Below are 18221 nucleotides of genomic sequence, written 5' to 3'. Positions count from 1 at the left end.
TCAGCCCACCATCACGCGAAGGTGGGAGGGTGGCGTCGCCTTGAGACCGGTAAAACTCGACGGCAGGTGCCAGTAGGCCATGTGGAGAATCCACGATGTGGCCTTGCCGGCTTTGAGCTTTCGGAAGCCCCACCATCCGAGCAACGAGACCATCAATCCGATCACGACGTGCTGCGAAAGGATGCCCCAGATGAAGGGGATCGCCATCGCGAGGAACTCGTCCAGCGTCCAGAAGCCGATCAGCTCCGGATCGTCGAGATGCGAAGGGATGGTATACCTGTCCATAAGCGCTCACCGCCCTCCCAGCGGTTGATCCCAGTCGGTCCTCAGATCGTCGCGGTGACGGTCGAGGTGACGATCGGAATGCCGGTGCCCGCACCGACGCCGACGGCGACGGGAACGGCCACCTGGCCGAGGCTGAAGCGACCCGACGCAAGCGCGACGATGCCGCCGGCAAGGCTCATCACGGTGATGATCTTGCCGCCCGAGCCCTCGAGGAAGTCCGTGAACTTCGTGAGCGCGGTATTGAACGTGGTGTCGGTGCCCGCAAAGGCCGCCGAAGCGCCCAGGATCATCACGCAGGCGATGATCGCAAGGCCAAGAAGGATACCGTTGATCTGGTTACCCTTCGGCATCGAAAGTGCAGTCATGCTCTTTCCCCTTGGAAGACGACGCACAAGCACGTCGTCTCCGTTAAGAGGATATAAACTCATGGTGATCGCAAGTATTAAATCTTGGTGTGTAATAGAATTACACTAAAGGGTGTAATAGGATTACACACCTGTGTAACCAGGTTACACACTCCACATCATTGACGAGCAAACAGTGTAAAATTTTTACAATCTTCGTTGCGATGTGGAAACGTATTACCAGTTCAGGTGCATTCCCGAAATTTTCGTTCGCTGAAATATTTTTATTACTGCGGCAAACTTTCTTCTGTCTGCGCTGGCGGGCGTCCGCTTACAGCGGTATCAATCGCCTCAATGTCCCAAGCCCTATATACCTTTCGCGTTAGCGACCGCGTTTTCCGCCTCACCGCCGATGCGATCAGGGTCTATTCCCTTAAGACCGGCCAATTCGAGACGGTTTCCTCGACTGCCATACATGGTCTCGGAATTATTGGAGAAATGCTCGATTTCCGACAAATCTGGCGGTCGGCGAGCGAGCGTGACGAGACAGGTGATTATCGCATAACGCTGCGTATCAATCTTCGAGACAAACCCGCCTTCCAGGCCGCGAGGGAGGCCATCGCGAAGGCGACCGGCACAGTTCCTCCAGTTCGGTTCGTCTTTGTCAGCGCTCTTCTCGCCGTGTTTGAAGGAACCGATTCCTAAATCTGCGATGAACGGTGATTCACATGGGATTGACAGAACCGACTCATACGGCTGTATGATACCCCCCTAACCGGGGGTGCCATGCCATGAGCGACCGGAGTATCGGGTCACAAGAAAGCGTCAAACGCCAGGAGTGCTTCAGGCGCCTCTTTCTTCACGAGTGGAGACGACGCCGGATCACGAACAAGGAAATGGCCCGCAGGCTCGGCCGCAGTCTCAGCCTGATCAACAAGATCAAGGCATGCAATGCCGCTGTTACCCCGGTCATTCACAATCAACTCGTCGCTGTCCTCGAGATCGATATCGACGTTGCATCTTTCGCCATCGACATACTGGGGAAGCCCGAACTCTATTTTGACCCGGGTTTCCGGCAGTTCGTTCGCTGGATCGTCGACGTCGCGTCCAATTATGACAATGCGGGTGAGGAATGCGCCACGTTCATGGCACTTGCCAGCGAGGTTGGATCCGCACCGGGCGCGCCGTCTATCTTTCAAAAGCTGTTAGGCGACATCCAAAGCCCGGTTGCTACAGCATCATGAGTCGAGCGCGGTGTTGAAAGCAGATGTCTTATGACTATCCTGCCCCATGCCCGAAAAGGACTCGACGACAAGGAGCGCACGGTCGATGCGTCGCAAAAAGCTGCGTGAGGACGCAGCTGGCTATCGACGTTCAACATACGCCCTCTCCCCTACATCCATCGACATCGTGGAGAAGATCCGGCAGCGCCTCACACTGCCGTCCCGCGAGGCAACGATCAACGCCATACTCGAACGGATCGATAGCGACATTCTCTTGCGCTACGAATTCCTTGGCCCGCGAACGCCAGATCGCGCCAACAAAGAGCCATGAATCCTACTGCCGGCAATCGGCTCAAACCGGCCGTCAGTTTAAGTCTCACTCCACCATTGCGTGCTTCTGCGCAACACGTCGGCCAAGACTGGCGCGGATGCCGTTATCTAAGAGTCTGACTCGAAACTATCGGCTGTATTTTCATAGACGTACGATGCGTCGAGTGAGGAGCTGGACGGAAGCGGTGAACAGCCAGCAGCGGGCCGATGCGAGGGTCTGTTCGAAGTCCTTTGCAAGGCGACGGTTGCGGCCGAGCCAGGCGAATGTCCGCTCGACCACCCAGCGTCGCGGCAGGATTTCGAAGCCCTTTGCCCTGTCGGACCGTTTGATGATCTCGATGGTCCACTGCCCGAGCCGGGCGAGGCTACCCCTGAGCTTCTTCCCGGCATAGCCGCCATCGGCGAAGACGTGCCGCAGCCATGGGAACGAGCGGACGATCTCGGCCAGCAGCAGCGGAGCACCGTCACGGTCCTGGATATCGGCGGTGTGGACCACGGCATGAACCAGATTACCTTCGGTATCGGTCACGATATGACGCTTGCGCCCCTTGATCTTTTTACCTGCATCATAGCCCTGCGGACCTCCGCTTTCGGTCGTCTTGACGCTTTGGCTGTCGATTACACCGGCACTGGGCGAAGCCTCACGGCCCTGGGCGGTGCGTAGGTCTTGCAGCAGATAATGGTTGATCCGTTCCCACAGGCCCGCATCGCGCCATAAGTAGAACCAGCGCTGCACGGTCGAGGCCGGCGGAAAACAGGGGGGCAGCATCCGCCAGGGCAACCCGCCGCGAAGCAGGTAAAGGATCGCCTCGACAATGCGCCGGACTGGCCATTTGCGAGGCCGCCCAGTCTGCGATGGCGGCGGGAAAAAGGGCTCCAGAACGGCCCACTCACCATCGGTCAAATCGCTTGGCAGGGCGAGGCCTTTGCGCGAATGATGCGCGCGGGTGGTATCGGTCCACATCGCTGATCTCCGGAAGTTCTTCGCAAAACCTCCTGAATCAACGGCAAGGCACGGCGTCAAGCTAACCTGCTGATATCACCCACCTTAGTTTCGGGTCAGACACTAACTGGGAAATGCCTGTAGAACGTGGAAATCGACACACCAATTGCAGAGGCAATCTCGGTGGCCGACATCTCGGTTTTCAAAAGTTGGGGTGACTACACGAAAGTGAGTTTTACGTACGCGATACACGAACGAATGCAGTACGATTACGGGGGAAGGCTGCTACAGGCGCCAGCGCTCATCGGAACATAGAAGGTTTTGCGGGCCAAACGAACGGTAGCGAGCCTAGGATAAAGCCCAAAAACGTTGCCTGAAGCGGCACCGAAAAGCCAAATGCCGGAATGCTCAAAGCTACCAGAGCGTAGGTGTTTGCAGCGACGTCACCGATCATTATTGACGCGGCCAAAACCAATCCCGCCCGTCTGAAGCGCGATAGAAGTAGCACAATAGCAAGCGCGTCTAAGAATATCAGTGATGTCCAAAATAGCTCGAGTTGAAATGGTCCCCAATCATAGGGCCTCCATCCGTATGCTACAAAGTCTCGCGCATGATTGAAAAAACCGAGGCCGAAGCAGGCTATGTAGATTCCCATGATAACCCGAATACGTGCGTCTACGCGGGACCGCGCTGGTGTAGCGTGGTAACGGATCTGATCGATATTTGGTGCCATAGCTATTCCGCCGTTGCGCCTTCCAACGCTTTGTAAAGGGCGGTTTTTCCGATTTTAAGGCGGGCGGCGGCCTCCCGCACAGTAAGGCCTGCTGCGATGTGCGCCCGGGCCTTGCGCAGCTTGTCGGGAGTGACGACAGGGCGGCGACCGCCCTTGCTGCCGCGCTCGCGCGCGGCGCGCAGACCCGCCTGGGTGCGCTCGCGGATCAGATCGCGCTCGAACTGCGCGAGGGAGCCGAAGATGTTGAACACCAGCATGCCTCCCGGCGTGGTTGTGTCGATGTTCTCGGTGAGCGAGCGGAACCCGATGCCCCGCGACGCCAATTCACCGATCTTCTCGATCAGATGGCTCATCGAGCGGCCGAGCCGATCGAGCTTCCACACCACCAGCGTGTCGCCGGCGCGCAGATAGGCCAGCGCTTCAGCAAGACCGGGCCTGTCAGTCCTGGCGCCCGACGCATGATCGTCGAAAACACGGTCGCATCCTGCCCGCTCCAGTGCGTCGTGCTGAAGCGAGAGCTTCTGGTCGGGGGTGGATACCCGCGCATAGCCGATCAGCGCCACGGGCCGCCCCATACTGTCCGTTTTCCCATCATAATGCGATCTTGTCCGAATCGCCATCGAACGTCCAGAGTTGACGGACACATTCCCAGTGACCGTCCAACGGACGTCTGACGGACAGCGACATGGAGGGGTTCGACCTTGGCCAGAAGACACCTGCTAACCCGCGAGATGCTTGCGGGCCATTATGATCCGTCGCTCGATGAACGCGAGATCGCGCGTCACTTCACCTTGACCCGTGACGACCTCGAACTGATCGCATCCCGGCGTGGCGACGTCACCCGTCTCGGCTATGCGATGCTGATGCTGTATCTGCGCTGGCCGGGGCGCGTGCTGGAAGCCGGCGAAGTGCCGCCCATGCCGATCCTCGCGTTCGTGGCCCATCAGTTGGATGTGTCGCCCGCATCATGGCGCGACTATGCCCGCCGCGACGAAACGCGGCGGTCGCACCTCGCCGACCTGTCGCGGCGCTTCGGTCATCTCGTTTTCAGTCGTGCGGATTTCCACGCGCTGGTCGCGTTCGCCATGCCGATCGCGCAGACCGTCACCCAGTCCTCGCGGCTTGCGGGCATCGTCATCGACGAGATGCGACGCCGGCGATTGCTGCTGCCGCCCGTGACGGTGATTGAGGCGATAGTGCGACGGGCGCGGCAGCAGGCCGGAGATCTGGTCCATGACGTGCTCGCCGGAGATCTCGGCGAACCCGAACGCGCGACGCTCGACGCCCTCCTGTCGCGGCGCGACGACAAAAGCGCGACCTGGCTCTCATGGCTGCGCAACCCGCCCCTATCGCCGGCCCCGCGCAATATCCTGCGACTGATCGAACGGCTCGACCAAGTTCGCGCGCTGGGCCTGGCGGCCTCGCGCGCCGCGACCATCCCGCAGGCGGCATTCGACCGGATCGCCGACGAGGCGGCGCGCATCACGCCGCAGCATCTGGCGGAACTGCCCGACCTACGCCGTCATGCGATCCTTGTCGCTGCCGGCATCCGGCTTGAGGAAAGCCTGACCGATGCGGTGCTGACGATGATGGACAAGCTCCTGGGGAGCATGATGCGACGGGCCGAGAATCGGACCAAGGACAAGGCGATCGGCACGATCCGGTCATTGCAGGCGCAGCTTCGCCTGCTCACCGGCTCATGCCGGACATTGCTCGACGCGCGGGCGCGAGGCGTCGATTCTCTTGCCGCCATCAGTTCGATCGACTGGGAAAGGTTGGGAACGGCGGTCGTGGACGCCGAGCTACTGATCGCGCCGGAAACAATCGACCGCACGGCGGAACTGATCGAACGGCAGCGCTCGCTGCGCTCCGTGATCGGGCCGTTCCTCAACGCCTTTGAGTTTCGCGGGGCCGGTGCGGTGCAGGGCTTGCTCGATGCGGTTCGGCTGATCGCCGACATTTATCGCACCGGACGACGGCGCCTGCCCGATAACCCACCGCTCCGCTTCGTGCCGCCGTCATGGCGGCCGTTCGTGCTGCGCGATGGCGTGGTCGTCCGCGCCGCCTATGAGCTGTGCGTGCTCACCCAACTGCGCGACCGGCTGCGCGCCGGCGACATATGGGTGGCGGCGAGCCGTCATTATCGCGCCTTCGACAGCTATCTCCTGCCGCCTGCAACCTTCGATGCGATGCGCGCGCGAGGACCGCTGCCACTGGCGATCGATACTGATTTCGACAGCTTCGTCGCCGGTCGCCGCGCCAGTCTCGACACCGCGATCGAGCGGGTGACGATCCTCGCTCGACAGGGAGAACTGCCCCAGGTGCGCCTTGACGACAATGGCCTTGTCGTATCCCCGCTCAAGGCGATCACGCCGCCGGATGCAGAGAATATGCGCCGCGTCGCCTATGATCGGCTGCCACGCGTGAAGATCACCGATCTCCTTTTGGAGGTCGATAGCTGGACTGGCTTTTCCGAGTGCTTCACCCATCGCCGCTCCGGTCGCGTGGCGGACGATCGTAACGCGCTCCTGACCGTGATCCTGGCCGATGGCATCAATCTCGGGCTGACGCGCATGGCCGAGACCTGTCAGGGCGCGACCCTGCGTCAGCTCGCCCATCTGCACGACTGGCATATCAGCGAAGCCGCTTATAGCGAGGCGCTGGGGCGGTTGATCGACGTTCACCGCACCGTGCCGTTGGCCGCGCTGTGGGGCGACGGCACCACCTCTTCCAGTGACGGCCAGCTCTTCCATGCGGGCGGGCGCGGCGCCGCGATCGGCGACATCAATGCGCGCAACGGCAATGAACCCGGCGTCAGCTTCTACACCCACGTCTCGGACCAATATGATCCGTTCTCGAGCCGCGTGATCGCGGCGACCGCCGGCGAGGCTCCCTATGTTCTCGACGGGCTGCTATACCATGCCACCGGCCTGTCGATCGAAGAGCATTACACCGATACCGGCGGCGCATCCGACCATGTGTTCGGCCTCATGCCCTTCTTCGGCTACCGCTTCGCGCCGCGCCTGCGCGACCTGAAGGACCGGCGCCTGCATCTACTGCCGGGCCAGGAAGCGGGGCCGCTGCTGGCCGGTATGACCGGCGATCCGGTAGCCATCGGGCATGTCGCCGCCCATTGGGCTGAACTGCTGCGCCTCACCACTTCGATCCGCAGCGGCACCGCCACCGCTTCGGCGATGCTGCGCAGATTGTCCGCTTACCCACGCCAGAACGGACTCGCGCTGGCCTTGCGCGAGGTCGGGCGGATAGAGCGCTCGATCTTCATGCTCGACTGGCTGCGCGATCTCGACCTGCGCCGGCGCACCCAGGCCGGTCTCAACAAGGGCGAGGCCCGCAACGCGCTCGCCCGCGCGCTCTTCTTCAACCAGCTCGGCGAGCTGCGCGACCGGCGGTTCGAGAACCAGACCTATCGCGCCTCCGGCCTCAATCTCCTCGTGGCCGCCATCATCCTGTGGAACACCCGCTATCTCGAACGGGCGGTCGGGGCGCTGGCGATCCCGGAGGACGTTGCGCGCCATATCGCCCCGCTGGGATGGGAGCATATCTCGCTCACCGGCGACTATCGCTGGAATGTCGAAAGCCGCCCCGATCCCGGCCAGCTCCGCCCGTTGCGCACGCCTTCCTCGCTCCTGGCCGCATGATGCCATTCACCCGCGTTCGCCAAAGGTTCCCCCCTGGCGTACGTAAAACGCACTTTCGTGTAGTCAGCCCTGGCTAGACGATGACAGCGCGGTCGAGCCGGACATTGCTGACCGCATCGGTGAAGATATCCGGTTCGCAACCGAACCGGATATCCAGACCGACCTGCACGGCGAGGACCCCGATGCCAACCGCGATCCAGACGACCCGGGAATCCAGGAGATGCCGGATTACGATGCCGGGGATGACGGTGGCGAGTATGAATGGGACTGATCCTGCTGATCCTGCTGTGCTGGCTGTGGGACGGCCGTAGAGGGGCAGGGCGGGGCGTCCCGCCTTGTGGGCGGGACCGGGCTCTATTCGGCCCTGGCGGGCCTCACGGAGCCCCCTGGCGGGGTCTCCGCCCTGCGGGTGACGATCCCTATGCCGGCGCCGGGCGTCCTGCGCGCGGGCGGCGGCAGCTGGCTCGCCCTCCCGGGCTCACTGGCGCTGCCTTTGCGGCGCTGCGCCTGGCGGCGCATCACCGCCGCCCGTGCTCGGTCCGACCCGGCGTGCCCACCACAACATAATATTTTCTCTCTCTGTGATGAGGAAGTCTGGCATGCGGGGTTGGCGGGCCGTCAAGGACGCGCGGTCCCCCCAATTTTCACGCACCCTTCCGCCTCCGCTTCGCTCCGCCTCCAGGGCACGAGAAAATCGGCTCCCCCGCGCGCGAGCGTTAACCGGGGTCCGCGACCCTGCGGGCCGCGGCTTCCCGGTTAACGTCCCTGACCGCCCTGACCGCCGCATGCCGGATGAGATTCCTCACCGAGAGAAGGTGAGATTTTCAACTCATGGAGGCTATCATGACCAAGTACAGCAACTTCAACGACATGGGCCGCGCGATCAACGAGCGCCGCGCCGACGAGGACACCACCGAGACCTATCAGGGGGCGTTCATCGAGGCGAGCGAGATGGCCAAGCTTTCCATCGTCAGCGAAGCCGAGAAGCTGGACATGCCCGACCCGGAGCAGGCCGCGCACGCCGTCGAGCAGATGCTGGCGACGATGTTCGACGTGTTCCGCGACACCCGCATGGAAGAATTCGCCGCCGATCTCGCATGGGGTTTCGTCAACAGCTTCCACATGGTGGCCAAGCGCATCGAGGGGCGGGAGGATGACGCCGCCAAGAAGCTGGGCGACTTGGTGCGCAGCTACGACCCCTCGGAGATCTACGCGGTGGAACTCGAAGAAACCCAGCTGCTCTGCCAGACCCTCGAGAATTGCGCCGAGGCGATGCGCTGCATGCGGGACCACGCCGGGAACGTGTATCGCGTCGAGACCGGACGGCCCTTCTCGACCGTCCGCGGCAGCAGGGTGTCGTCCAAGCTGACCGCCTCGATGATCGACGGTGCCGACTATCTGGCGGCACGCGCGGCAAAGCGTCGGGACGAGCACAACCCGAGCGGCCCGATTGTCGCCTTCTCGGGCGGCATGGAATGGCACGACCACGAGCAGCTCTTCGAACGCCTCGACCAGATCAAGCGTCGCATCCCGTCGATGGTCCTGATGACCACCGCCATGAACAAGGGTGCCGACGCCATCGCAGCGTCGTGGGCGGCCTCGCGCGAGGTCAAGCTGGTGCGCATGTTCCTCGACAAGCGCCACGGCAACCGGGGCGGGTTCCTGCGCAACGACCGCATCGCCTCGCTGCGTCCCGTCGAAGCGATCGTCTGCGAAGGATCGGGCGTCCAGATCGACTTCGCGCGCAAGCTGCGAACCGCCGGCGTACCGCTCCACGTCTTCCGCAAGGACGGACAGGCGCCGGTGCAGCCCAGCCAGCGCGGCCGTCGCGCCTGACGCACTCACGGAAGGGCTCCGGGAAACCGGAGTCCTTCCCCTTTTTTACGTCGCCCTGGGCGGCGCTCCGGGGCATCGAGCCCCATCGCGCCGCGTGGGACTGACCTTGCGGTCGATCGCACCGCGTTGCCGGATCGACACGGCTCGCTCGCGGCAGGGCAATGCCGTCGCATTGCCGCTGCCTGCCACGCCTCGCCGATGCCGGGATCGATCTGTCGCTCCGTCGCATCGCCTCGCTCGCTTAGCGGTCATCGCTGAGTGCGATGACCAGCGCGCTACGCCTCGGCCGATGCGACCCTTGGAAAACCCCGGTGCGACCCCGAAAGGGCTATCCTTTGCTCGCCTCACTACAGAATGGCATGCGGGTATGACGGGCCGTCGAGACTTCGCGGTCCCCCAAATTTTGCGCTGCCCGTCCGCAATCGCTCCGCTCAGCGGACCGCCAGCACAAAATCGGCTCCCCCGCTCTCGAGCGTTGACCGGGATCCCTGCCTTCGCTGCGCTCGCCACGGCTTCCCGGTCAACGGCATCAACCGCCCTGAACACCGCATGCCGGACGGTTCGCGTCAGCAAAAGGAGAGTGACATGACCGACCCCATCTCGAACGACGACTACGCACTCTGGGCGGACGGAACATGCGCGACGATCGGCGAGGTTCGCAGTGGCCACTACACCCACATGTCGGACGACTATGAGATCATCTCGTGGACCGACACCGCACGCCTGATCGAAATTGACGCGGTCGATCCCTGACGGAGGATCGGTACGGCTCGCTCGCGCCAAGGCAATGCCGTCGCATTGCCACTGCCTGCTACGCCTCGCCGGTGCCGGGATCGATCTGTCACTCCGTCGCATCGCCTCGCTCGCATCGCGGCCACGCCTGCGCGTGTCACGCTCGCTACGCATCGACCGTCGCGGCTCAGCCGGCGTCTCGACTGCGGCATCGGCACGGCTCGCTGGCGGGCGCGGCGATGCCGTCGCATCGCCTGCGCTGCCGCTGCGCATCGCGCCGTGCCGATGCGATCGAGTATGGGCTGACCGGCACGGGTCGCTCGCTTCACGACGATCCCTTCGGATCGCCGGTTCGCTACGCCTCGCTCGTGCCGATCGCACCCGCTTATCGACCGCGCCCGTCTCGCTCGCATCGCGGCCCCGCCTGCGCGTGTCGCGCTCGCTACGCATCGACCGGCGCAGTCCGACCAATGCCCGGCTCGCTCGCGGTGCCGCAATGCCTGCGCATTGCGAGCACCAGCTACGCATCGCTCGGGCACCCGGTCCTGCGGACCGACCCATGACCCCGTGATCGGCCATGCCGATCCTGACGGATCGGAAGGGGAGGGGAACCGGGGATGATGGTTCCAATGGGAGACAGACCATGTCGATCACCTTCTTCCTCAGCGTCGATCGGAAAGCCGATGCCGCGCCCGCCGTCATCACCGCCCGCCAGCTCGCCGCGTTCCGCGCCTTCGCCCGGGAGCGTGGCCAGCTTCTCGAAGACGAGGACGATGACCCCTTGGTGTTGTGCTCGTTCGAAGCCCGCGTGTGCCCCTGGTCGCTCGCATCAATCTGCGCGATCTTCGATCACGACGTTGGTGTCATCTCCGTTGTCGAGGAAGCCCAGTGCCCAATTCCCTGCCGGACGCCGATTACGAACTCGGCATCATCGCGGGAAGCCTCTCGCTCAACCCGATCCTGTCGCCGTTCTTCACCGGGCCGAATGACGGCAAGGTCTCGGTCGAGAGCACGAAGCTGGAGGGCATGGCCGACCATATCACCCTGCCCGTGACGCACACCTTCATGATGAACAACCCGCTCGTCGTCGCGCAGGTCGTGACCTTCATCCGGACCGGGCGCTTCAACCACGGCCTGACGCTATCCGAGCTTACCCGGGATGTGGCGACCTATCTTCAGGAGCGGGTCGCTCGCTCCTGAAGACGCCTCATCCTCAGCCCCCGCGATTGTCGTAAGCGCCCTCTTCGCCATCGCGATCATCGCTGCCGCGCTGGGCGTGATCCCAGAGATGACGCTTCAACGCGGCCTGGGCCTCCGGCGACCAGCTCCCCGCCCCGGCCACCGCGACCCAGGCTTCGACATAGTGCTGCGGAGCGTAGACATGCCCGTAGCCCATCGGCGTCCTCGTCGCGAAGGCCATGTCGACGAGAAGCTGCAGGCCGGTCACGACGGGATACCAGCGGAACTGGGGCGAGACGTCGGGGCCGCGCGTCGGCTCGAGCCAGGCAGGCTTTCGGAAGAAGCTACGGCGATCGAAGAAGGTCACCGCGTCGCTGGCATATTGGAGATAGACGATCCGCATCACGCCCCAGGGCGTCGCAGGCGGAACGGTCGGTCCATTCTGGTTCATGAAACGGACGGCGCGGCCCTCCCGGTATTCCGGCAGCCAGGCCGGCGAACCCTCATTGCGCCGGTCTGTGATGTCGCGCCAGAAACGGTTACCGAAGGGCGGGCCGCTCCAGACGGCGCCATCGATCGGATCGCCGATCAATTCGAGCAACTCGATCGATCGCTCCGAATTCATCGAACCCAGGCTCAAGCCGTGCAGGTAGAGCCGCGGCCGGCGTTCCTTGGGCAGGCGCGTCCAGTGGCCATAGACCTCGCTGGACAGCGCTCGCGCCGCCTCGGAACCGTATTCCGGCTGAGCCAGCAGCGAGAGTGGGCTCGACAGATAGGAATATTGCAGCGCGACACTGGCGACATCGCCGTCGCCGAGATGCTCGATCGGGCTGATCGCCGAGGGATCGACCCAGCCGGTGCCGGTCGGCGTGATCACCACCAGAATCTTCCGGTCGAAGGCGCCCGAGCGCTTCAATTCCTCCAGCGCCAGCCGCGCGCGCGCCTCCGCCGTCCCGGCCGCGCGCAACCCGACATAGGTGCGGATCGGCTGCATCGCCGGCCGGCCCGACAGGGCGGTGATATCGGCCGCGCTCGGGCGCGAGGCCACAAACTCGCGGCCCGCCCGCCCCAGCTCCCGCCATTTCACCAGCGAGGCCTGACTGCCGGATTGAAGCGGGTCCGTCGGCTGCGGACTGGCCGGCTCGATCAGGGCGTCGCGTTCGCGGAAGGAGGAATCCAGCACGCGGAAGCCGACGCGCACCAGGAAGCCGTTGGCGAGCGACCAGACCAGAACCGTCGTGATCGCGAGGCCGGCCACGAGCGCGACCCGCCGCGGCATGAAGCCCAGCGGCCGGCGCGCCAGGAAGAGGGCCATCAGCCTGAACAGACGCGCCAGGGTCAGCAGCACTGCGAAGGTGACGAGCGCGATCAGGCTGACCTTGAACGGATGGGCGCTCTCGATCGGCTCCATCGACATCACGCGGCGGATGGAATTCTGCCATTCCGCCGCATTCGCGAGGAAGATGCCGGCGACCAGCAGGCATATGCCGGCGACGACGATGTTGACGATGCGGCGCAGCCGCTCATTGGGCGCCGGCATCTCCAGATAGGTCCAGAGCCAGCGCCAGGCCGTGCCGAAGCCATAGCCTGCCGCGAAACAGACACCACCCAGAACGCCCTGGATCACGGCCGTGCGCGGCACGAGCGTGGGGGTGAGCGAGGCTGCGAACAGGAAGGTGCCGAGCGCCAGGCCGATGCCGGACAGGCCACGGCTCCAGCGCAGCGGAAGCAGGAGAGCTCTCGTGCCGAAGCTCATCATCGCACCTGCTGTCCGTCATGCCCGCCGATCGAGCTATTATATCCATTGATCACGCAGCGCCGGGGCTGCGTCCGATAGCTTCGGCCGGTGAAGCGGGTTCGGGCGAGTGCCCGGCAAGCACGAGGCGACATTCAGAAGCTCCAGACCATCGGAACGTAGAAAACGGATATGACGAAGAACCAGAGCATCAGCGGCAGCCCGAGCTTCCAGTAGCTGTTGAAGCTGTATCCGCCCGGACCTATCACCATCATGAAAGCTGCGCCAGCAGCCAGATGCAGAGCAGCTTCAGGCCGTCCGCGATGCTCGCCATCTGCGGCAGGAGGCCGAGTACGATCAGCCCGAGCCCGAGATTGTCCGCCTTGCTGATCGCATGCAGCCGGCTCAGCGTATCGGGAAAGCGCAGCAGGCCGAGCGCGCCGGCGAGGAAGAGCAGCGCGCCCGCGCTCACCAGAACGATGGTGGCGATATCGCCGAGGCCGCTCATGGCTGCTCCTTCGCCGGATCAAGTTCGGCGGCCGGCTCGGCCATGCCGAGCGCGAAGGCCACGCAGGCAAACGCCGCGAACAGGGCGAGCAGCAACGCGACATCGATCACGGCGGCAGAGCCGGAAGCGGCTCCCAGCAGCAGAAGCACCGCCGTGCCGCCGGTCCCGAGCAGTTGCAACGCCATCACGCGCTCGGCCAGGACGCGGGAACGGAGCACACGCAACAACGCGAGGACGGTCATCGCGAGGACGAGGAACGCCGCGGCGGCCAGAATGTCAGCCATCGCGGCGCTCCGCCCGGAATATCCGGCAAAAGGGCGCCTCGTCGGCAGCGACCTGCTCCGCGATGGGCTCGCGCAGGTCGAGGCAATGGATCAGCAGCATCCCGTCGGCCGCAACGGAAACGGGTAGCTTGCCGGGCTGCAGGCTCATCACGGCGCACGCAGAATCACGTGCCATGCCATCGGGAACGATCGAGCGGCAGGTCGCGAAACCCGGCCGCAGATCGGGATCACGCGCAAAGGCGCGCCGCGCCACATCGACGCCCGCGACAACGGATTGCGGCAGGAAACGGATCAGGAAACGGATCAGGCCGCGAAGAGAAAGCCCAGCGCCGACCGGCCACAGCACGGTACTGGCCCAAGCTCCGGCGGCGCTTGCGGCGATGCCGACCGGCAAATCCTTGAGCGCAGACCCCATCAGGATCACCCATAGCGCCAGCAGGCACAGCCCCGGGACGAGGAGCGCCGAAAACCGCCTGTCATCGGCCACGGCCGCCCCATCCATCGCTTCCGCCCGCCTCCGGTCGATGCCTGCCAACGCTGCGATGCAGGGTAGCCATCGCCCGGACGGGCAGCATCAGCCGGGCGTCTCACCACTGTGCGCCACGTCCCATTCTCCCCGGAGCCGCGGGTCAGGCCGCCGGGCCGGATCCACCCGCGGCGCCTGCCTCCTTCGGCACCGCGCCGATCATCTCCGCCAGCCAGCGGCTCGACGGATGCAGGGCGCAGAAGGTGATGAGGGCGATCGTGATAGGGACGCCAATGAAGGCGCCGAAGACGCCCCAGAGATAGCTCCAGAAGAAGACCGAGAACAGGACGATCGGCGGCGAGATCGAGAGCGCACTGCCGGCTACCCGCGGCTCGATATAGCTGCCGACGATGAACTGGATCAGGTTCAGGCAGGCGAAGACCGCGATGACCGCCTGCCAGGAGCCGAACTGCGTCATCGCGAACAGGGTCGGGAAGACCGTGGCGACGAGCGGGCCCATGAAGGGGACATAGTTCAACAGGAAGGCGATGAAGCCCCATTCCTCGGCCAGCGGCAGGCCGACGGTCCGGGCGAAGACCCAGACCAGCAGGCCGGTGATGACGCTCATCGCCGTCCGGACCAGCATGTAGCGGCGGATCTTGGCGGCCGTCGCGATGCTGCCGCGCAGGATCAATTCGGCCATGTCGCGGTTGCGCATCACCTTGAGCCTGCGGCCGAAATCCTCGACCTCGAGCAGGCCGAGCAGCACGTAGACCAGCACCACCAGCCAGAAGCTCATCGTGCTGTTCAGCCGGCCGCTCACGGTCTGGACGGCGCGCAGCACCCAGGCCGAGCTGAAATTCTCCGACCACAGCGCCGCAACCGCGATGCCATGCCCTTCGAGCCAGAGCGTGATCTGCTCGTAGAAGGCCTGGAAGCGCGCGGCATCGCTGACGATCCAGCGGCCGACCCGGCCGAAGGCCCAGACGATCAGCGAGCCGAAGGCGAAGAAGGCGACGACCATGACGAACAGGCTCAGCGCCGGCGCCAGCAGCCGCGGCAGCGCGCCCTGCAAGGCCTTCTGCAAGGGCCAGACCAGCGCGATGATGAACAGCGCGAAGGCGACCGGCGCGAAGACGGAACTCGCGATCGACAGCGCGACCACGAACAGGATTACGGCGATGATGACCTGCGCGGCCTGGGAGGTCTTGGCGCTCGTCATAGGCCAGCTCGGCTCCGGGCGTAAAACCGCGTCGCAGCGGCAGTTCTCTTCAGCGCAGGCACCCGTCAGACCCCCTTGGTGAACTCGTCGAGATCGAGCGTCGAATGCTTGCCGATCTCGTCGCGATGCGCCCGGTAGAACGCTTCGGCGGAGCGCCTGCCCTCGTCATGGAGCATCGTGAAGAACTCCCACTCGGCATTGAGCTTCGAGGAATAGCCAAGTTCGATCATGGCGTCGCTGGTGATGCGGTGGAGGCGCATGCGCGCCCAGCGCGCGCCCTCGCCCGTGCCGGAGAGCGCCTCGCGCTGCAGCAGCGCCATCATCCGCAGCTCCTTCAGTAGCACCGCGTTGAAGGAGACCTCGTTGAGGCGGTTCAGGATGTCCCGAGCATTGCGCGGCGTGCCCGGCCGCTCGACCGGGTTGATCTGGATGAGAATGGTGTCGCTGGCCGTGCTCTCTTCGATCAGCGGGGTCATCGTCGGGTTGCCGGAATAGCCACCGTCCCAATAGCTCTCGCCGTCGATCTCGACCGCCTGAAACAGCGTCGGCAGGCAGGCCGAGGCGAGCAGCACGTCCGGCGTGATCTCGCCGTTCCGAAAGATGCGGTTGCGCCCCGTCCTGACATTCGTCGCGGAGATGAAGAGCTTGATCGGGCCCCTTGCGATAGCGTCGTAATCGATCGCCTCGGCGAGGATGTCCGTCAGCGGGTTCGTACCCGACGGGTTGAGGGTGTAGGGCGAGACGACGCGGGACATCATGTCCATCGCCACGAAGAGCGGCGAGGTGTCGAGCGTCCAGCGGCCGAGCAGCACATCGAGCGGCGAGCGCTGGAATGGGCTGAAGCGTGCCGCCTCGGACACCTTCCGCCAGTAGCGGTCCAATGCGTCGCGAGCGCCTGCACGCCCGCCCAGCGCATAGCCGGAGGCCAGCACGGCGGCATTCATGGCACCAGCCGAGGTGCCGGAGATCGCCTCGATCGTCAGCCAGTCCTCTTCGAGAATCCGGCTCAGCACGCCCCAAGTATACGCGCCATGGGCTCCGCCGCCCTGAAGAGCGAGGTCGATGTTCAGTGGAGCGCGCGCGTCGTTGCCGCGGCTGGGGGCGGAAGGCGTCTTGCTCACCGAAGTCCCTCTTTCGTCGGCGCGGCCCGCCGCCTCATGGCGGCGGGCTTCGGTCGATGCTTCAAGCCTGCGGGGCCTCGGTCTCCGCCGCGGCCGAGAGCGCCGCGCGCAGTTGTGCCTCCTTGGTCTCGTCGAAGGAGGTCTGCATCAGCGTGCCGCCGACGCCCTTGAGATCCGCCAGCACTTTGTCGGTCGTCATCTTGCGGATGAGCAGGAACAGGCCCGCCGTGTTCGGCTGCAGGGCCTCGGCGGCATCCTTCATGAACTGGTCGTTGATACCGATATCGCTGAACTTGCCGCCGAGAGCGCCGGACGCGGCACCGAGCGCCGTGCCGATCAGCGGATTGAGGAAGATGAAGCCGATCAGGGTGCCCCAGAGCGCACCGGAAGCGGCGCCCGTGGCGGTGAGGTTGATCATCTGATTGAGCTTCACATGGCCCTTGTCGTCCTTGACCACGACGACTGCGTCACCCAGCTCGATCAGATATTCGCGCTGCAGGGATAGGACCTTCTGGCGGACCTCCTCGGCCTTCTGTTCCGTCGGGAAGGCGATGAAGACGAGATTGCTCATGTCGATGACTCCGTAATCGTGGGTGAGAAAGAACCGGAAGCCAGCCGGTCAGGCCGGAAAGCTTCCGGTGCGGGGGAGGCAGGCACGCGCCCTCCTCATGGCCGTTGCGGCGAAGCCGCGGCGGATTGCGGCCCCGGCCTGACGCGCTGGCCGGGATGCAGGGCCTGCGTGCCGGCCGAAACGATCATCTCGCCGGGTGCCAGTCCCTGCGAGAGGATGATCTTGCTGGGATCGAAGCGCAGCACGTCGATATCGCGCAGCGAGACGGTCGACTTGGCTGGATCGACGACCCAGACGGCGGGCGAACGGCCCTTCTGGGTCAGCGCACTCGCGGGAATGGCGATGATCGCCGCGGTCGAGATCTCGATCGTGCCGACGACCGTGGAGCCGAGCCGCATCGCCTCCGGCGGGTCCTGCAACCCGACCCTGACCGCGAAGGTCCGCGTCACCGGATCGGCCTGCGGCGCGACCTCGCGCACCGAGCCATAGGCCGTGACAGCAGGCGCATCGGCCAGCGCGACGCGGACCTTCGCATCGGCGAAGCGCGGGTCGAGCAGGGCGGCCGGCACGTTGAAGACGGCGTCGCGGCTGTCGTCGCGGGCAATCTGGACGAGGACCTGGCCGGGCTGGACCACCTCGCCGGGCTCGACCTGCCGGGCCGTCACGACACCGGCAACATCCGCGCGCAGTTCGGTGAAGCCGAGCCGGCGTGAGATTTCGTCCTCATCGAGCGCGAGAAAGTTCTCGCCCCTGGGAAATTCATGCTGATGAACCGTTCCGGCGAAGCCGGAGTAGAACGCGGGAGGGGACCCGGCGTCGATCGGCAGCTTGGAAATATGGGATGCGTTGAAGACCTCTTGTGGACCTAACTTGAGAGCTCGGAGAAGGCCCGCGAACGGCGTGTCCCACCAGTCAAAAGGGTAGGCGCGGCTCGATTTCGACAGCCGCCTGGCTTGATAGGCCACTTCGCATAACGCCCCTAGGCTGATGATGCGGTCAACGACCAGCTTTGGTTCCGGGCTTCGCGGAAATGACCACATCATTTTAGCC

At 64.5% G+C, this 18221-nt stretch carries 20 protein-coding genes; 7 read left to right on the top strand and 13 right to left on the bottom strand.

Annotation, left to right across the window (positions count from 1 at the left end):
• Positions 1-285: a type IV conjugative transfer system protein TraL gene (traL, locus tag CG471_RS05665; protein WP_007406330.1), complete on the bottom strand. Its 285-nt coding sequence runs from the start codon at positions 283-285 to the stop codon at positions 1-3.
• 41 nt (positions 286-326) lie between these two features.
• Positions 327-575, bottom strand: coding sequence for a hypothetical protein (locus CG471_RS05660; protein ID WP_234792482.1), 249 nt, complete (start codon positions 573-575; stop codon positions 327-329).
• Positions 576-983: 408 nt separating this feature from the next.
• Between CG471_RS05660 and CG471_RS05655 the strand changes: the two genes are divergently transcribed.
• The 3 genes from CG471_RS05655 to CG471_RS05645 all read left to right on the top strand — a co-directional run bounded on the left by CG471_RS05655 (position 984) and on the right by CG471_RS05645 (position 2183).
• Positions 984-1334 (top strand): hypothetical protein, encoded by a 351-nt coding sequence (locus CG471_RS05655; RefSeq protein ID WP_069338508.1) that lies wholly within the window; start codon positions 984-986, stop codon positions 1332-1334.
• Between the two features lie 86 nt (positions 1335-1420).
• Positions 1421-1873, top strand: coding sequence for a hypothetical protein (locus tag CG471_RS05650; protein ID WP_125988425.1), 453 nt, complete (start codon positions 1421-1423; stop codon positions 1871-1873).
• Between the two features lie 85 nt (positions 1874-1958).
• The gene (locus CG471_RS05645; RefSeq protein ID WP_081260906.1) at positions 1959-2183 is read left to right on the top strand and encodes a hypothetical protein; all 225 of its coding nucleotides are present in this window, start codon (positions 1959-1961) and stop codon (positions 2181-2183) included.
• A 141-nt stretch (positions 2184-2324) separates the two neighbouring features.
• Here the strand turns inward: CG471_RS05645 and CG471_RS05640 are convergent, their stop codons facing one another.
• The 3 genes from CG471_RS05640 to CG471_RS05630 form a co-directional block, all read right to left on the bottom strand.
• Positions 2325-3146, bottom strand: a complete 822-nt coding sequence (locus CG471_RS05640) for an IS5 family transposase (RefSeq protein WP_053556532.1) — start codon at positions 3144-3146, stop codon at positions 2325-2327.
• 95 nt (positions 3147-3241) lie between these two features.
• Positions 3242-3319: a TetR family transcriptional regulator gene (locus CG471_RS31740; RefSeq protein ID WP_373562043.1), complete on the bottom strand. Its 78-nt coding sequence runs from the start codon at positions 3317-3319 to the stop codon at positions 3242-3244.
• A 541-nt stretch (positions 3320-3860) separates the two neighbouring features.
• Positions 3861-4421, bottom strand: coding sequence for a recombinase family protein (locus tag CG471_RS05630; RefSeq protein WP_099231134.1), 561 nt, complete (start codon positions 4419-4421; stop codon positions 3861-3863).
• A gap of 138 nt (positions 4422-4559) precedes the next feature.
• On the opposite strand from CG471_RS05630, the gene CG471_RS05625 reads away from it, so the two are divergent.
• The 4 genes from CG471_RS05625 (at position 4560) to CG471_RS05605 (ending at position 11285) form a co-directional block, all read left to right on the top strand.
• Positions 4560-7517: a Tn3 family transposase gene (locus tag CG471_RS05625; RefSeq protein ID WP_099231083.1), complete on the top strand. Its 2958-nt coding sequence runs from the start codon at positions 4560-4562 to the stop codon at positions 7515-7517.
• 843 nt (positions 7518-8360) lie between these two features.
• The gene (locus tag CG471_RS05615) at positions 8361-9353 is read left to right on the top strand and encodes an SLOG family protein (RefSeq protein ID WP_037447491.1); all 993 of its coding nucleotides are present in this window, start codon (positions 8361-8363) and stop codon (positions 9351-9353) included.
• A 585-nt stretch (positions 9354-9938) separates the two neighbouring features.
• Positions 9939-10106: a hypothetical protein gene (locus tag CG471_RS30535; RefSeq protein WP_156028549.1), complete on the top strand. Its 168-nt coding sequence runs from the start codon at positions 9939-9941 to the stop codon at positions 10104-10106.
• An 867-nt stretch (positions 10107-10973) separates the two neighbouring features.
• Positions 10974-11285 (top strand): hypothetical protein, encoded by a 312-nt coding sequence (locus CG471_RS05605; RefSeq protein WP_218964237.1) that lies wholly within the window; start codon positions 10974-10976, stop codon positions 11283-11285.
• Between the two features lie 13 nt (positions 11286-11298).
• Here CG471_RS05605 and CG471_RS05600 read toward each other — a convergent pair whose 3' ends face one another.
• The 8 genes from CG471_RS05600 to CG471_RS05565 form a co-directional block, all read right to left on the bottom strand.
• Positions 11299-13023, bottom strand: a complete 1725-nt coding sequence (locus CG471_RS05600; RefSeq protein WP_218964236.1) for an alpha/beta-hydrolase family protein — start codon at positions 13021-13023, stop codon at positions 11299-11301.
• Between the two features lie 247 nt (positions 13024-13270).
• Entirely contained in the window at positions 13271-13507 is a 237-nt protein-coding gene (locus CG471_RS05595; protein ID WP_099231079.1) for a monovalent cation/H(+) antiporter subunit G, read from the bottom strand.
• Positions 13504-13791 (bottom strand): monovalent cation/H+ antiporter complex subunit F, encoded by a 288-nt coding sequence (locus CG471_RS05590; RefSeq protein ID WP_099231077.1) that lies wholly within the window; start codon positions 13789-13791, stop codon positions 13504-13506. Before CG471_RS05590 ends, CG471_RS05595 begins: the two co-directional genes overlap by 4 nt.
• Complete coding sequence (locus CG471_RS05585) at positions 13784-14326, bottom strand: Na+/H+ antiporter subunit E (RefSeq protein ID WP_218964235.1); 543 nt, start codon at positions 14324-14326, stop codon at positions 13784-13786. The genes CG471_RS05590 and CG471_RS05585 overlap by 8 nt, the downstream gene beginning before the upstream one ends.
• A gap of 94 nt (positions 14327-14420) precedes the next feature.
• Entirely contained in the window at positions 14421-15479 is a 1059-nt protein-coding gene (locus CG471_RS05580; RefSeq protein WP_099231073.1) for an AI-2E family transporter, read from the bottom strand.
• 65 nt (positions 15480-15544) lie between these two features.
• Positions 15545-16600, bottom strand: coding sequence for a patatin-like phospholipase family protein (locus CG471_RS05575; protein ID WP_099231071.1), 1056 nt, complete (start codon positions 16598-16600; stop codon positions 15545-15547).
• Positions 16601-16661: 61 nt separating this feature from the next.
• Entirely contained in the window at positions 16662-17171 is a 510-nt protein-coding gene (locus CG471_RS05570) for a DUF1269 domain-containing protein (protein ID WP_099231069.1), read from the bottom strand.
• Between the two features lie 95 nt (positions 17172-17266).
• Entirely contained in the window at positions 17267-18211 is a 945-nt protein-coding gene (locus tag CG471_RS05565) for an efflux RND transporter periplasmic adaptor subunit (RefSeq protein ID WP_257211436.1), read from the bottom strand.
• Positions 18212-18221: the final 10 nt, after the last annotated feature.

The sequence above is a fragment of the Sphingobium sp. IP1 genome, assembly GCF_002708645.1.
Lineage (GTDB): Bacteria > Pseudomonadota > Alphaproteobacteria > Sphingomonadales > Sphingomonadaceae > Sphingobium > Sphingobium yanoikuyae.
Note: the sequence above shows the minus strand (reverse complement) of the source record. Positions and strands in the feature narration are given on the sequence as shown.